Source organism: Paraburkholderia azotifigens, assembly GCF_007995085.1.
GTDB classification, from domain to species: Bacteria; Pseudomonadota; Gammaproteobacteria; order Burkholderiales; family Burkholderiaceae; genus Paraburkholderia; species Paraburkholderia azotifigens.
In genome coordinates this window covers 2,536,686-2,550,583 of the sequence record NZ_VOQS01000005.1, presented here as the reverse complement: position 1 = coordinate 2,550,583, position 13,898 = coordinate 2,536,686, and the positions used below count along the sequence as shown (strand labels likewise).

The following is a 13,898-nucleotide window of genomic DNA, read 5'->3' as shown; positions in this document are numbered from 1 at the left end:
CCTTCACTGGCCAGCGGCCATCGTCGACGGCACAACCTGATACTCGAGCTGGGCCCAGGTCTGGGAAACATCGCGCCTGAGGTCGAGCACCTGAAGTTGCGCATTTAGCTGCGCGCGACGTGCAGCGAACGTATCGGCAAGCGAACCTGTCCCTGACCGATAGGCTGCGTTCGCAAGCTGCACGCGCTGGTCAGCTGCAGGCAGCAGCGACTCGGTGAGAGCGGCGATGCGTTCGCGGCCGCTGGTGAGAGTAGCTGACTGGGCCTGGATATCCGCTTCGACCTGACGCTGTGTGTCCTCGTACAGCAGGCGCGCCTTGGTGGCGAGCTCCGCCTTCTCGGAAGCGTCGCGGTCCTGGCGGTCTTTGCGGTTGATGGGCAGCGGGATGCTTACGCCAACCGACACCATGTTCGAGTAGGCGCCGCCGCGTTGCTGGTAGGCAACCTCCCACGTCCAGTTGGGACTGCGCTCGCTGTTTGCCACAGCCGTGTTGGCGTCGGCGACCGCGATGTCGTCGGCAGCGGCCACGAGCGCTGGCTGAGCATGCTTCAGCTCCTCGAGTGGCAGCGACGTTACGAACGACGCCGGTGCAGGCGGTTCACCCGAGACATCAGAAACGGGGGTGGCGGTCCAGCGGGAAAGCGCAATTAGGGCAGTCTTGTACGTCTGCTCCGCCTTGAGCACCTGGTCCTGCGTCTGCGCGAGCATCGCCTGACCCTGCACGACATCGGCGGCAGTCGCCTTCGCGCCCCGGTACGAGGCTTTCGTCGCCGCGAGTTCGTGGTTCATGTGGTCCAGCAGTTCCTGCTGCAGCGACACGGCCTTCTTTGCATAGATGGCGTTTAGCCATGCACCGGCCGTCTGCTGACGTACGTTGGCGAGTTGCAGCAGATAGCCATCGTGTTCACGACCGACCATCTGGTTGGCCAGTGTCGAGCGCAGTTGTCGCTTCTCACCCGAAACCCATTCCTGCTCGATACCAATGCGGCGCATCGTCATGAAGTCCTGGCCGATGGTGAATTTCTGCGGCCCGGTGACGGGCAGGTTGTCAACGCCCGCCTTGAGTGTCGGGTCGGGTAACTGCCCGGCCTTGACGGCGACCTCCGAACTGGCGCGTTCCGATGCCTGTGCTGCCTGCATCGCAGCCGAGCGGTCGGTCGCGGACTGCAATGCGGCCTCAAGCGTGAAGGACGCGTTCTGGGCGTGCGCGGCGGCACTCGCGAGTATCAGCGCGACGCCGGGCAAGTGCGCGCGCAGTGATGCACGCCAGCGCGGCGTGCCGATAGTTTTTGGTTGCATGTTCTAACCCCAAACGGCGGAGACCCATAGGGAATCCACGTCCTGGATGCAGGACGACCTCGCCGCAGATGCGGCGAACCAGTCAGCAAGGGATTAGATTGCTCGAGGAGGTCGCCACAGGCCGCCCGGTTCTCGGACAGTAAGCGACTGCGCATAGTGAAAGACGACCAGACTTCCCACAGACGTGGGATGGCTGACGGTTGTGGTTACAGTGGGATAGTACAAACTGCCGAACTGACACTGGGCGGTTATCTTGCAGAAACCGCCTTTTGCCTTGACGGTCGAGGACGACTTCATCGAATCGCAGCCGGTCATGGCGACAGACGTACCGTCGTCCATCAACATTCTTTGTTGCATCGGACATTCGCCGGCCATACCACTGGCTGCCAGCCCAGTAATGGGCAGCATCGCGCAAAGCAGTAGGATGAGGAGAGTCCGGAAAAATTTCATAGCGAGATGAGTAGCGAGCCCATTTTAGCCAGTCTTTTGAGATCTTGTCAGGGTAGCGCTCTCCGGGAGGCACAGTACTTGTCACCCCCATAACGCGACTGCGCGCTGGCGTTTGCAGTATGTTCTGATTCCTGCGATTCCGATCACTGCGTGCGAAAACGGCTTTAGGCGTAGTAGGTTCGCGGATTTGAAGCGGTGATCAAGCGTCCCCGATTCGTCTCAGATGATCGTTACTGCATAACGCTCACGCGCAAATCACCTTCAGTGGCGTCGCGCCGTCGCCGTTATCTCAAATTAGCGGTCCAGGACCGAGACTTCGCTGTTTCTTTAACGAAAAAAGGTGCGAAATTGGCTCAATACAAATACGATCAGTTCCTTCAACAAAAAGATCTTGCAGCATATGACGTTCTGCTCGAGCCCGGTGTTCAGGCACCTGACGCAGGAATCTACCGTTGTCGCGCTTGCGGCCATGAGATCGGTATTGCGAAGGGACACACCTTGCCACCGCAGAATCATCATCAACACGCTCCCGGGCTGGGTCGGATCCAATGGCAACTGGCTGTCTTCGCGCAGGCGCACGGCTAGCCATTTGCACCTGGGCGGATCGCGTCGCAATCGCAACGAGACGATGTGGTCCGCCCGGCTGCGCGAACTGGACTGATATCCGCGCTCTCACCGCAGCACGGTTAGTCGGAGAGCCCACATGACGAAAACTTGTGTTTCCGTACTTCCCTGAGCACGCGCATGCTTTGGAAGAGACTTTAGGGTTTGATGGCCATTGGCCATACCATACCAATGACCTTCCCGTGGCAGCCCTTGGTCCCAACGTAAGCGGGATTGCAAGAGCTTTCCTTCCCTATTCCAGCGGCGACACGTAAATACAGCTCGCGCGCAGCCGGTTTCCGGGGACGCCTGACACCGCGACTATTGAATGCAAACACGGCATAGATCGACGGTCCGAAGGTAAACATTTCTATTAAGCCACGGCACGAAAACATACTCGTCGTAAGCATTTGAGCCAACAAAAATCCAACGATGCAAAGAGCAAGACATGGCAATATCCTCGATATGAAATCACACCACAATCGATCAAACAAACATGAAATCGACCTTCAAGGCAGAGTCAAAAAGCTCCTTCTCGGAGAACCGATTTCTATGTGTTACCTACGCTTTAATGTTAGAGAGATGCGCAAGAAAAACCATTATCTATAGGAGCTTCCACATGCCACATAAGAGTCTGGTCAACATACTTAGGTATCGAATCGAGCCGAGAACGCGTACTCCGAAATCGGCACGAACCGGACAACACTTTGCGCATGAAAAAACGCAACAAGCCGCCGCCACACTCACGCGTCAGAGATCACCCAACACTTTTTCTTCAAAGTCCCGCGCCAACAATCGGGGATGTTGTTTTGCTCTCCAAATAGCCCGATCTGCACCCGACGAAGAATTGTTAATAACTCGATGCCCGCCGTGTACGGTTGCATAGTCCTCTTGATCCGAAGCAACCCCTTTCAAATACGCCTCCATTCTGACCAGTTCCGCCACCGATTTTGCTTTCATTTTGCGCATCAAATGCGACCGGTTTGCCTTGATTGTTATTTCACTGACGCCTAGTTCGGAAGCAATCTGCTTATTCATTAGTCCCTTGGCCACAAGAGCCAATATATTTCTCTCTCTGGGTGTAAGGGATAAATACCGGGCAAGGAGTTCTTTTTGTCTACGGTGAATGTCTCTGCGGCGATAGTCGTATTCGAGAGCCGCTTCAACAGACTCCAGCATGTCCTGGCTACGGAACGGTTTGCTCAGAAAATCCAACGCCCCGGCCTTCATCGCATCAACCGTCATCCTTATGTCCCGTAGGCAGAGATGAAAATTATTGGCACATTAATGTGCGCGATGCGCAGTCGATGTTGAAGCTCCAAACCTCCCATACCAGGCATTCGAACATCCAGAATCAGACAATTCGCGTCCGCGATTTCACTGGTCGTTGGATCCTCTAGCTGCTCCAACAGACCTTGGGCAGACGGAAAGTCTCTAACCGCGATGCCGACCGAGCTCAGCAATTCTGATATGGCTTCACGCACTGCGGCGTTATCGTCGACCACCATTACAAGCGGCGGAGCACCGGTGGTCCTGAGTTCAGATCTTTGAAGTGTCACGATATCCTCCCGTAACAGTCTGGAGACGCCGCGTCGCCTCCGGCAGGACAGCGTCGTGTGAAGGCAGCTCCCGGAGCGTCTCGTGTTATTTGCCGGGGCTCTCGACGCAGAGGATCATAGGAGCGGCCGTATAGCCCTCTAAAGGCATCGAATGTGCCAGACGGCACTGCACGCGCCTATCTCGTTGATTTAAATGCTAATTCCCATCCTCTTTCCGCCGCTTCAGAAACACTCCTCTTCTGAGCGTTCGATTTTCGGACGCCAAACGCATAGAATTCAAACGGAGGCACTAACTAAACGTATAAATTCGACGCCAGAGTTTCCGAACATAAGCGGTTGAATGAAGGTGTTCGGCGGGCGAGGAATCCGTGCGAATCAAGGTCCTCCCGCACCCGCCTTTCAGGCCGGGCGGCGACGTTGGCTGGCGCTCGTCAACAGGTGCACCGTCAATGAACCCATGGCGGCCCGAGTCCCACGGGAACGGTCCCAGAAGGGGAAGGATTCCGCCAGGAGGCGTAATGAAAGGCGCTGGTACATCAGTAGATTGCTTTTCCCGCCCGGATCAGGACGCGAGCATTATGTCGGCGTGGGAACGCATCATTGAGGGACGCGAGCCACCAAGCAGCGCTGTACGCGCGGTCATTGACGCTTCCTGGCATCGGTGCCTCGAAGGTCACGTGGACCCTGGCGCCACGAGCGGGCCGCCACCGCTTGATGAAGACGGCGTTTATGACCTTCGCGTCAAGAACAGCCGGTTACTGGATGCGATTGGGCCGCTTATCGCACAGACACGTGAACTTCTTTGCAGGACCGAGACCGTACTGGTTCTGACAGATCCAAACGGGACAATTCTCGAACTCGCGGGTGACTCACGCATCGTTGGCCCCTTAGGCGAACTGCGCTTGATACCGGGAGGCAACTGGACGGAACGCACCGGCGGGACCAATGCCATTGGCACCGCGCTTGCGTTGCACCGACCGGTGCAGATCCATCGCGCCGAGCATTTCTGCATGGCGATGAAGCGGTGGACATGCGCCGCCACCGTCATCTGCGATCCGCAAGACGGCACTGTGCTGGCCGGAGTTGATGTTTCGGGACTCGCACACACCTACAGTCGGCACAGTCTTCCGTTCATCGTCTCACTGGCCTCACGTATAGAGGGCCGACTCGGTCGCGTCACGCTCGAGCGCCATCTGCGTCTCCTGGAAAATGGTCTTACTTACTGTTCGCGCCCCTCAGACGGCGTGGCAATAGTCGATGAATTTGGACGTCTCGTCAAAACCAACTCGCAGGCGCGCGCCGCATTCGCCCGGCTTGGCGTCCAAGGCTCCCTGGAAAGCGCATTTCCGATTCCGGACATCGCGTCAATTGCAGAGGGATGGGTGTCGCCGCATTCGCCGGAGTGGCTGCGCGTGGCGCGAATCGAACGTATCAAAGATGGGCCGGATACGCTCGGTTTCATGCTGATCGCTCCGGCGACCACCAGGCTTGCCACCCTGAGCCCGGATCGCACATTGTCAGTAAAATCCGATCGCGCGCCGGCGTTTTCAAGCATCGTCGGCTCGAGTTCCCCTTTGTGCGCGGCTATCCAAAAGGCGCAGCAGCTGGCGAAAGCTGCCGTCCCGGTTCTGCTCCTCGGAGAAACAGGGGTGGGGAAAGAGCTGTTCGCACGAGGCATTCATCAGTCCAGCACCAGGGCTGACGGTCCCTTTGTCGCACTGAATTGCGGCAGCTTGTCCCGGGACCTGCTTACCAGCGACCTTTTTGGCTACGCAGAAGGCGCATTTACCGGCGCACGAAGGTCAGGGATGATGGGAAAGATCGAGGCGGCCAATCGCGGTACGCTGTTTCTCGATGAAATCGGAGAGATGCCGCTCGACATCCAACCGCATTTGCTCCGCGTGTTGGAAGAAGGCGAGGTCCTCCGACTGGGCGAAACCTCGGCCCGAAAGGTTGATTTCCGATTGATCGCAGCGACCAATCGCGACCTGCGGGCAAAAATTGCTGACGGTAGCTTCCGCACTGACCTTTACTATCGGCTCGCCGTCACCAATGTCCCGATCCCCCCGCTACGCGAGCGAAAGGATGACTTGCCTGACCTGCTTGAACATTGGCTAAGCGTTTCCCGAGCCCGCTTCGGGGTAAGGAACGTCGTAATCGAAGACACCGCGTTTGAGTGTCTGATGAACTACGCCTGGCCTGGCAACGTGCGCGAACTGCGCAATGCTATTGAAGGCGCCGTGCTGATGGCATGCGACGGCGTTATCAGGATCGGCGACCTACCCACCGAAATCCAGACGCCTTTGGTTTTTGAAGGCGCCCACGACAGGCCGCACACCGCAGCCTCCGAGCCAACTCCCCGCGAGGTCCTATCGCTTGACGCTGCAGAAGCGGAATCGATAAGGTTCGCGATACAGAAACATCGGGGCAATGTCACTGAGGCCGCCGCTCAGCTCGGGATCGCGAAAAGTACGCTGTATCAGAAGGTCGCGAAATATGGACTCACCGACGAAATTCTAATCGCCCGAGGAAAGCTTTCTCGCTAAGGGTTTAATGACCGTAGCTGGAAACAGCCGGGTGCTAGCTGCGACCATGACGGAAGAGAGAATGACACGCGGAGCTAGCGCCGTGTCAGCGCCGGACTCGCCGTTTGACGGTCCGCGAGCTATCGTTGGGGGCTTGGCGAGCAGAACGTGACCGTTGGCTTCTCGGCTCGTCAATGAACAGAACTTAAACCTCATCGAATCCTGCTCCGTCTCGTTACGGCTCGCGCTTCAAAGAGTACCTGTTCATTTTCAAATAGAGGGTGCTTTTTGCGATCCCAAGCTGAGCTGCCGCCCGGGTGAGGTTGCCTTCGCTTTGCTGGATCGCCTTTCGGATTGCCTCTGCTTCTACCATTTCGAGCGAAACCACCTTCTGTTGAGCAGACTCAACGCTGCGCGTAGATATCGGCGAGACGTTCCCGTGAACAGCCGGGCAAGCGCGTACTTCTAGCGGAAGCTCGCTCACGGTGATCACACCATCCCTGCTCATGAGCACCGCACACTCAATCGCATTGCGCAGTTCGCGCACGTTGCCGGGCCATGAATAGTTCAGCAGGCAGGCACGTGCCGCATCGTCGAACACGACGCCCGCAAGGCCGTACCTCTCGAGCAAGAGGCGTAGCCAATGTTCGATCAGTTCTTCCAGGTCATCCTTGCGGTCGCGCAGCGGCGGGATCGCAATATGCGTTACTGCGAGCCGGTAGTATAAATCCATGCGGAATTTGCCATTTGCGACATCCGCACGCAGATTACGGTTCGTCGCGGCTATAAGGCGGAAGTCGACCCTTCGTGCTTTATTCTCGCCTAGTCGATATATCTCGCCTTCTTCCAGAACACGCAGTAGAAATGGCTGGATGTCGAGAGGCATTTCTCCTATTTCGTCAAGAAACAAGGTGCCATGATCCGCAGCTTCGATTTTCCCTGTCATGCCGGATTTGCACGCGCCAGTAAACGCCCCTTCCGCGTACCCAAACAGTTCACTTGCCAGAAGGTCGCGGGACATGCCACCGCAATTCAGCGCGATGAATGGACCGTCGGCCCTGTCGCTCGCGTCGTGTATACCCTGCGCAAACAACTCTTTGCCGACGCCCGATTCGCCGATGAGCAACACAGGGACGGATGCTCTTGCAAGTTGCGTTGCTTTATGAATCGTCATACGAAGTGCGGCGCTGGACCCGATAAGGCGGGAGAACGCCGGCACACGCGTTGATGCGTTTGGTATCGAATATGACAGTGAGGCGGCGCGCCGTGCGACGGCCGGCGCAATCAGCATAAAGCCGAGTATTTCGCTGCCTTCCGAGACCGTTTCAATTCGCGCGAGGTGCAGCCACGCCGCATCTCGCGGCGAGGTCGCGCCTGCGGCGATACGCGCGATCTCAGGGACGGGGAAAGCGTTTTCCAGCGTGCCCGACATCCCTAGCCGAGCAAATGCGCCCGAGGCTTGCGGATTCGCCCTGACGAGGCGCCCCCGATCGTCCGCGACGATCACGCCGTCCGTGCGTCCCGAGCAATAAGCCCAGCAACGCTCGATCAGCCGCAGTCGTCGTTCCATGGCGAACTTGCTGAGGCTGCCCTCAATGCGCCCTGCCATTGAGACAATGAACGCGAGACTGTGGCGGTTATAGGTTCGGGCAAGTCCCGATACGTCGAGAACGCCGAGTATCGAACCGTCAACGGGATCACGAATTACTGTCGCAGAACACGTCCACCGTTTGATCCCCGCGCAGAAATGTTCGGATCCGTGAATCTGCACAGGCTGCCGCACGGCCAGCGTCGTGCCGATCGCGTTCGTGCCCGAACTGAGTTCGTTCCAGGTGCAGCCCGGAATCAGGTGGACCTCGCGCGCCGGTTCGAGAAGGCGTGCATCGCCGGCGTGCTCGAGAATCATTCCGTTTGGATCCGCAAGCAGCAGGATGGTCCCTGTTTGCGAAAGGAACTCGTCTGTCTGATGGATAAACGGTACGCTCGCATGCATCAGTTGGTCATTCCTGATGCGCAAGTCGAAGAGCGGCCCTTCTTCAAGCGGCGCCGGCGCACACATCGTATCTGGGTCGACGCGGCCGTCCAGGCATCGGTGCCAGGACTCGTCTACGATTCTGCGTAACGCATCCGTCGACGCGTTCCCCCCTTGATCAGACACTCCCATGCGGCCTCGACGCTGGTGTCGGTCGCTGGGCTCGCAAACCAGTCCATTGGTGTACCTGTCTTTTCCATGAGCACTCGTCTATCACCCAATCGGCAGGCCGGCTAGCATCTACCGTGCCTGGGACACGACTGCCGAGTTTCCAGATAGTCGGGGCATCCGCTTCAGCAGAGGGCAGCACCAACGCACTACGCCGCGCTACCCCGATAAAGTCCGTGAGCCGTGTCGGCACCTCTATGTTGCACTTAGCGGCAGCTGTTATAAATCGGCGAAATCTCGGAGACAATGTCACCGCCCGACGGCATCTTTTCAGAATACACACCAAAGCAGTTAATGCGCAGCTTGAAATCGCTAATCAGCCGAAATTTCCCCTGTGCCGGAAAATCCGCATCCGCTGCGTCCTTCCCCGCGAGACACAGATCCATCCCGAATCCGGTTGCACTGCGTCGAGCGATCCCGGTGTCTCCACCCACCAGCGGATCGTAACGTAACCTGCGAAAAACCGCATAGGAGTATGAACGCCCGCTGTTCTAAAAATATGGCAGATGAGGATACGCCCATCGCCGATTAATGCCACGCCGACAAGCCAGCCAACTATGTCAAACGACATATGGTGCACCGATATCCGTGAATCTAGACTCGATATCGTCGGAGAGCCGATGAATTGGCAATGGCGCGTCTTGCGATCCTAGCAATTCGAAATCTCCGAGTTAAGCGTCGATCGCCGGAACCCTTCGAGCGGCGCCAACCCAGACGCGCCAAAAGTTGTCCACTTGAACGATATTGCGCCTTTGGTGCGACTTAAGATGCGCCTTTCCGCTCTATCTTTGTCAACCTGCTGTGTCCCGTTCGAGCGACCCGGATAGCGAAAACAAACATATTGATTGCGAAAGCAAAATACGGCAGACGATGTCAACATACACCGTATTGTTTTCGCAGACTCTCGGTCGCCCCTTCCAAACGGTGACCCTCTGATTCGTGAAGGAGGTCCCTATGAGCACTTCATCTAGTGTAACCGGGCATGATGGAGACACGCCGAACGACGACGTTAACTTAGCCAACCTAAGAAAAGACGTTGGTCGCTGTGAGATTTGTATTTCACTCGTGTCACTGACCGGCGTTATCGAGCCATTCCGGGATCGGCGTATTGGCGCCACCGGATGATCGGCGCATAGGCGCCAGCGTAGGATCGGCGTTATGGCGCCAGTCCGTGACCGGCGTAAAGGAGCCAGTCGATGATCGGCGTATAGGCGCCACCGGCGCCGGGTGTTGAACGCGATTCGAACTTTCCAGATGGGTACGCTCCGTTCTTTCTGAACGGAGTGTCCATGACCAACCGGAGGTTCGAATTGTTTGAGTACCGTCAAGTCCTTGTCCGCATGCGGCAAGGCGATTCCGATCGCGACATCGCGCGTAGCGGCCTGATGGGTCGCAAGAAGTTGACCGCTGTTCGTCGTATGGCCGGCGAGCGCGGCTGGCTGAATCCCGGGCAGCCGTTGCCTGACGATACCGTGATCGCCGGCGTGTTCGGTCGCACTCCGCACTTGCCGAGCACATGTGTGTCCACGCTCGAACCGTTTCGTGAGCAGATCCGTGACTGGCATGACGCCGGCGTCCAGGGCACTACGATCCACCACGCGCTGAAACGCAACCATGGCTACGCCGGCAGCTACTCGGCGGTGCGCCGTATCCTGCTGGGCCTGAGGGCCGAACGCGGCGTGCCGGCCACAACGATCCTTGAGTTTGCGCCAGCGGAGGCCGCACAGGTCGACTTCGGCTCCGGGCCGGTACTGGCACATGAATCGGGCGCGCAGATCAAGACGTGGTTCTTCGTCATGACCCTCTGCTGGTCGCGGCACCAGTATGTCGAGCTCGTGCTCGACCAGACCGTCGAGACATGGCTGGCGTGTCACCGTCGCGCCTTCGAGTGGCTCGGTGGCTGCCCGGGTCGCGTCATCATCGACAACGCGAAGTGTGCAATCACCAGAGCCTGCATGTACAGCCCAGAGGTCCAGCGCTCGTACGCCGCGCTCGCTGAGGGATACGGCTTCCGGATCGACGCATGTCCACCGCACGACCCACAGAAGAAGGGAATCGTTGAGTCGGGCGTCAAGTATGTCAAGAAATCCTTTGTGCCACTGCGCACGTTCCGCGACCTGACCGATGCCAACCGGCAATTGCGCGAATGGATAATGCAGCAGGCCAGCACGCGCGAACATGGCACGACGCGCGAGCAGCCGCTGGCGCGCTTTGCCATCGAGAAGCCGCTGCTCACGACGCTGCCTGACGTTGCGCCGGTGCTGGCTGTATGGAGCGAAGTCAAGGTGCATACGGACGGACACGTCGTCTACAAGAAGGCGCTGTACTCCGTGCCGTTCACGCTGGTTGGCAAGAGCCTCTGGCTCAAATCGACCGATACGGTTGTACAACTGTTCCACCAGCACGAACTCATCGCAACCCATCCGCGACTGCGCAAGGCAGGTGAGCGCCACACGGTGCGAGACCACCAGCCGCCGGCGGCGCAGGCGTGGCTCGAACACGATCCGCAGTGGTGCCTGGCTCGTGCCAAGGAGATCGGGCCATCCTGTCACGCGCTGGTTCTCGCGATGTTCAACGACACGGTGCTGGTGAACCTGCGTGGCGCGCAGGGCATCGTCCGTATGCGCGAGAAGTTCGGCGATCAGCGGCTGGACGCCGCGTGCGAGCGTGCGCTTGCATTCGCGAGCCCGAAGTACCGCACCGTCAAGACCATCCTCGACAAGGGACTGGACAGCCAGTCCGCCGCAGCAGCGGCGCAAACGTCAACGGCGCCTGCTGACACCTATCTGAACGGCGGCCGCTTCGGTCGTGACCTCCACTCCCTTCTCCTGCATTGAACATCATGAATCCCAGTCCCGAACTAAATACGATCCTCAAGCAGCTGCGCCTGTCGGGCGTGCTCGACTCGCTCGAGCAGCGCAACCGTCAGGCAATCGACGGACAGCTCGCCTACACGGAATTCCTCGCCATGCTTCTGCATGATGAAGTCGCGCGGCGGGACCAGAAGAAGCTCGGCGCGCGTCTCGTGCGCGCCGGCTTCGGGCTAGGCAAGACACTGGAGACCTTCAACTTCGATCGGCTGCCGAAGCTCAACCGCGCGCACATCCACGATCTCGCCACCGGTCGTTACATCGACGAGAAGGTGGCCATCCTGATGGTCGGTCAAACCGGCGTCGGCAAGTCCCACATTGCCCAGGCACTGGGCCACTGCGCTGCACGTCAGGGGCGTGACGTGCTGTTCGTCACGCAAACCGATCTGATCAGGAAACTGCATGCGGCTCGCGCCACGGGCCTCTACGAACGCAAGTTCCAGCAGTTCGTGCGCGTGCCGTTGCTGATCGTTGACGACTTCGCGCTCAAACCTCTGCGCGCGCCACACGACGAAGACTTCCACGACCTGGTGGCGGCCAGGTATGAGCGGGCGGCTACCATCCTGACATCCAATCTCGACCTCAGCGAATGGGGCGATGCCTTCCCCGACAACCGGGTCCTCGGCGCCGCGACACTTGACCGCCTACGCCACGGTGCCTATCGCATCGTCATCGAGGGCGAGAGCTTCCGCAAGCCCAAACCGATGCCTGAAAACGGCGAAGTTGCCGTTGCAAAATCCAGTAAAAAACCGCATTCTTGAGGCCGTTCGAATCCGCGTTTAACACCACTTCCAACTGGCGCCATTACGGCGATCATCCCCGGCGCCTTTACGCCGATCCGTGACAACTCGCGGCACGCGCCGGCGTGCGAATTCCCAGATTGAAGCTTCGCGCCGTCAAAAACGCTCGCGCACAAATACAGGCTAACAAAGTCAGCGCAACAACGGAGTCTGCATTCTATCGCGCGATGCCATACATCGTAGCGCACACTGTTTTTCCAAGCGCGAAGGTTGCTGATGACCTCCGGCACTGCGCCGATGCGTTGTCTTACGCAAGACTCGCAGGGAAACCTGTTTCAAGCTCCGACATTGAAGCACTCTCCGTTGCGCGAGAGGCACAGACAGCATTCCGATGGTGTGCGTCGGTAGAAGTACCGTTCTATGACGCGATGAGCCGAATTTCGCAGGCGATTGAGCCTGTATCGGGCGAAACTGTAGGTGCGGACGCGCGTAAAGGCGCGCGGATAGCGATCAGGAACTACTCAGTCTCTGCAGCGGCACTCACCTTCTTCGTGTTGGTATTGTCGTGTCTGCTATTCGTAATCAAGCAGATATCCGAAGATGTTCATGACGGGATTCAGAAAAACGATCCGATCGCCTTGATAATGCACAATCAGTTGCAAGCGTATTCCGCTGCGCTCGCGAAAGCCAACGAACATCCGTCTCCTGACGTGCTGTCGCAAATGCAAAATTCACCGGAAGCCGTCGCGATAAAGGAAACGTTACAGAAATTTGCCACGAATAACCGGCAACTCTATTCAGACATCGATCGGACGAGAACGATTAGCAGGCTATTTTTCTGGGTTCCCAATCTTGTCGGCAAGCATGTTTTCGCCTTATTCGGTGAGCCATGGGGAGAAAGTTGGGGAATCGTATCCAGCCGGTACGCGGATGGTTGCGACAAGGCAGAGGCCGCGAGCGCCGCTAACCAAGACTTTACATTCGTTGATGGCATGAAGTACGGATTTAGCTTGAACTGGCCCGCGGCACCTCCAGTCGCCGGTTGGGAGTGCACGACCGAATCAATTCGCCGTGCGCTAGAGGTCGACTTACCTCTTTTCGACATCGGCACCACGGCTGATAGCAAGCACAGAATGATAATCCCGGATGACACGGTGAAACAGGGATTTCAGAAGATTGCCATCTATCAGCAGATTCGCGCTACGGCAAATTACGCACGCGACAACATTTTAACGTTTGTTGGAATGTCAACAGGCTTCGTCCTGCCTATCTTGTACGCGTGGCTTGGTGCGACTGCTGCCATCCTACGCAAATTGCGGGACGATACCGCCGCATGCCTGTTCCATCCAGAATATTCAAAAGTCGCCAACCGGTCGCACGTCACAACATCCGTTATCGTCGGCATTTCAATCGGCCTTTTTAGTGATTTAGTTCATGGCGGCACCGAGGTGTCTCCGCTAGCGATCGCTTTTGTCGCCGGATATGCCTCCGACAGATTCTTTCAGTTCGTCGACCGACTTGTACAAGCGCTATTTCCGTCCGATGTCAGTCAGAGGCAGCAGTATGTCGAACAAAAGCGCGAGGCCCAGTCGCGCGCAGGAAAGGCTCCACGGCCTGCATAGCAATCTTGTCGGTGTATATGGCGCCGTCAA

General features: G+C 57.9%; 11 protein-coding genes. 5 read left to right on the top strand and 6 right to left on the bottom strand.

Features of this window, described 5'->3' with window-relative positions:
* Positions 1 to 3: 3 nt before the first annotated feature.
* Complete coding sequence (locus FRZ40_RS43455) at positions 4 to 1,299, bottom strand: TolC family protein (RefSeq protein ID WP_147238388.1); 1,296 nt, start codon at positions 1,297 to 1,299, stop codon at positions 4 to 6.
* Positions 1,300 to 1,392: 93 nt separating this feature from the next.
* Positions 1,393 to 1,749 (bottom strand): hypothetical protein, encoded by a 357-nt coding sequence (locus tag FRZ40_RS45670; RefSeq protein ID WP_054924280.1) that lies wholly within the window; start codon positions 1,747 to 1,749, stop codon positions 1,393 to 1,395.
* A 195-nt stretch (positions 1,750 to 1,944) separates the two neighbouring features.
* On the opposite strand from FRZ40_RS45670, the gene FRZ40_RS44855 reads away from it, so the two are divergent.
* Positions 1,945 to 2,334 carry a hypothetical protein gene (locus FRZ40_RS44855; protein WP_205019844.1) on the top strand — a complete coding sequence of 130 codons (390 nt, stop codon included), beginning with the start codon at positions 1,945 to 1,947 and terminating at the stop codon, positions 2,332 to 2,334.
* A gap of 768 nt (positions 2,335 to 3,102) precedes the next feature.
* On the opposite strand, the gene FRZ40_RS43440 is transcribed toward FRZ40_RS44855, so the two are convergent.
* Positions 3,103 to 3,597: a response regulator transcription factor gene (locus FRZ40_RS43440; protein WP_240057522.1), complete on the bottom strand. Its 495-nt coding sequence runs from the start codon at positions 3,595 to 3,597 to the stop codon at positions 3,103 to 3,105.
* Between the two features lie 2 nt (positions 3,598 to 3,599).
* Entirely contained in the window at positions 3,600 to 3,911 is a 312-nt protein-coding gene (locus FRZ40_RS45665; protein WP_240057521.1) for a response regulator transcription factor, read from the bottom strand.
* 518 nt (positions 3,912 to 4,429) lie between these two features.
* Here FRZ40_RS45665 and FRZ40_RS43435 point away from each other — a divergent pair.
* On the top strand, positions 4,430 to 6,457 hold the full coding sequence (locus FRZ40_RS43435; RefSeq protein WP_240057520.1) for a sigma-54-dependent Fis family transcriptional regulator: 2,028 nt from the start codon (positions 4,430 to 4,432) through the stop codon (positions 6,455 to 6,457).
* 214 nt (positions 6,458 to 6,671) lie between these two features.
* On the opposite strand, the gene FRZ40_RS43430 is transcribed toward FRZ40_RS43435, so the two are convergent.
* Together FRZ40_RS43430 and FRZ40_RS43425 are read right to left on the bottom strand one after the other, a co-directional pair.
* Entirely contained in the window at positions 6,672 to 8,600 is a 1,929-nt protein-coding gene (locus tag FRZ40_RS43430; protein ID WP_240057519.1) for a sigma-54-dependent Fis family transcriptional regulator, read from the bottom strand.
* A 242-nt stretch (positions 8,601 to 8,842) separates the two neighbouring features.
* Positions 8,843 to 9,022 carry a hypothetical protein gene (locus tag FRZ40_RS43425; protein ID WP_147238387.1) on the bottom strand — a complete coding sequence of 60 codons (180 nt, stop codon included), beginning with the start codon at positions 9,020 to 9,022 and terminating at the stop codon, positions 8,843 to 8,845.
* 924 nt (positions 9,023 to 9,946) lie between these two features.
* Between FRZ40_RS43425 and istA the strand changes: the two genes are divergently transcribed.
* The 3 genes from istA to FRZ40_RS43410 all read left to right on the top strand — a co-directional run bounded on the left by istA (position 9,947) and on the right by FRZ40_RS43410 (position 13,868).
* Positions 9,947 to 11,473, top strand: coding sequence for an IS21 family transposase (gene istA / locus FRZ40_RS43420; protein ID WP_205019856.1), 1,527 nt, complete (start codon positions 9,947 to 9,949; stop codon positions 11,471 to 11,473).
* A 5-nt stretch (positions 11,474 to 11,478) separates the two neighbouring features.
* Positions 11,479 to 12,267: an IS21-like element helper ATPase IstB gene (istB, locus tag FRZ40_RS43415; RefSeq protein ID WP_086916871.1), complete on the top strand. Its 789-nt coding sequence runs from the start codon at positions 11,479 to 11,481 to the stop codon at positions 12,265 to 12,267.
* Positions 12,268 to 12,386: 119 nt separating this feature from the next.
* On the top strand, positions 12,387 to 13,868 hold the full coding sequence (locus FRZ40_RS43410; protein ID WP_147238386.1) for a hypothetical protein: 1,482 nt from the start codon (positions 12,387 to 12,389) through the stop codon (positions 13,866 to 13,868).
* Positions 13,869 to 13,898 lie beyond the last annotated feature (30 nt).

Coding starts and splice junctions, on each gene's coding strand:
- FRZ40_RS43455 (WP_147238388.1), bottom strand. CDS start 1,299: ATGCAACCAAAAACTATCGGCACGCCGCGCTGGCGTGCATCACTGCGC.
- FRZ40_RS45670 (WP_054924280.1), bottom strand. CDS start 1,749: ATGAAATTTTTCCGGACTCTCCTCATCCTACTGCTTTGCGCGATGCTG.
- FRZ40_RS43440 (WP_240057522.1), bottom strand. CDS start 3,597: ATGACGGTTGATGCGATGAAGGCCGGGGCGTTGGATTTTCTGAGCAAA.
- FRZ40_RS43435 (WP_240057520.1), top strand. CDS start 4,430: ATGAAAGGCGCTGGTACATCAGTAGATTGCTTTTCCCGCCCGGATCAG.
- FRZ40_RS43430 (WP_240057519.1), bottom strand. CDS start 8,600: ATGGGAGTGTCTGATCAAGGGGGGAACGCGTCGACGGATGCGTTACGC.
- FRZ40_RS43425 (WP_147238387.1), bottom strand. CDS start 9,022: ATGGATCTGTGTCTCGCGGGGAAGGACGCAGCGGATGCGGATTTTCCG.
- istB (WP_086916871.1), top strand. CDS start 11,479: ATGAATCCCAGTCCCGAACTAAATACGATCCTCAAGCAGCTGCGCCTG.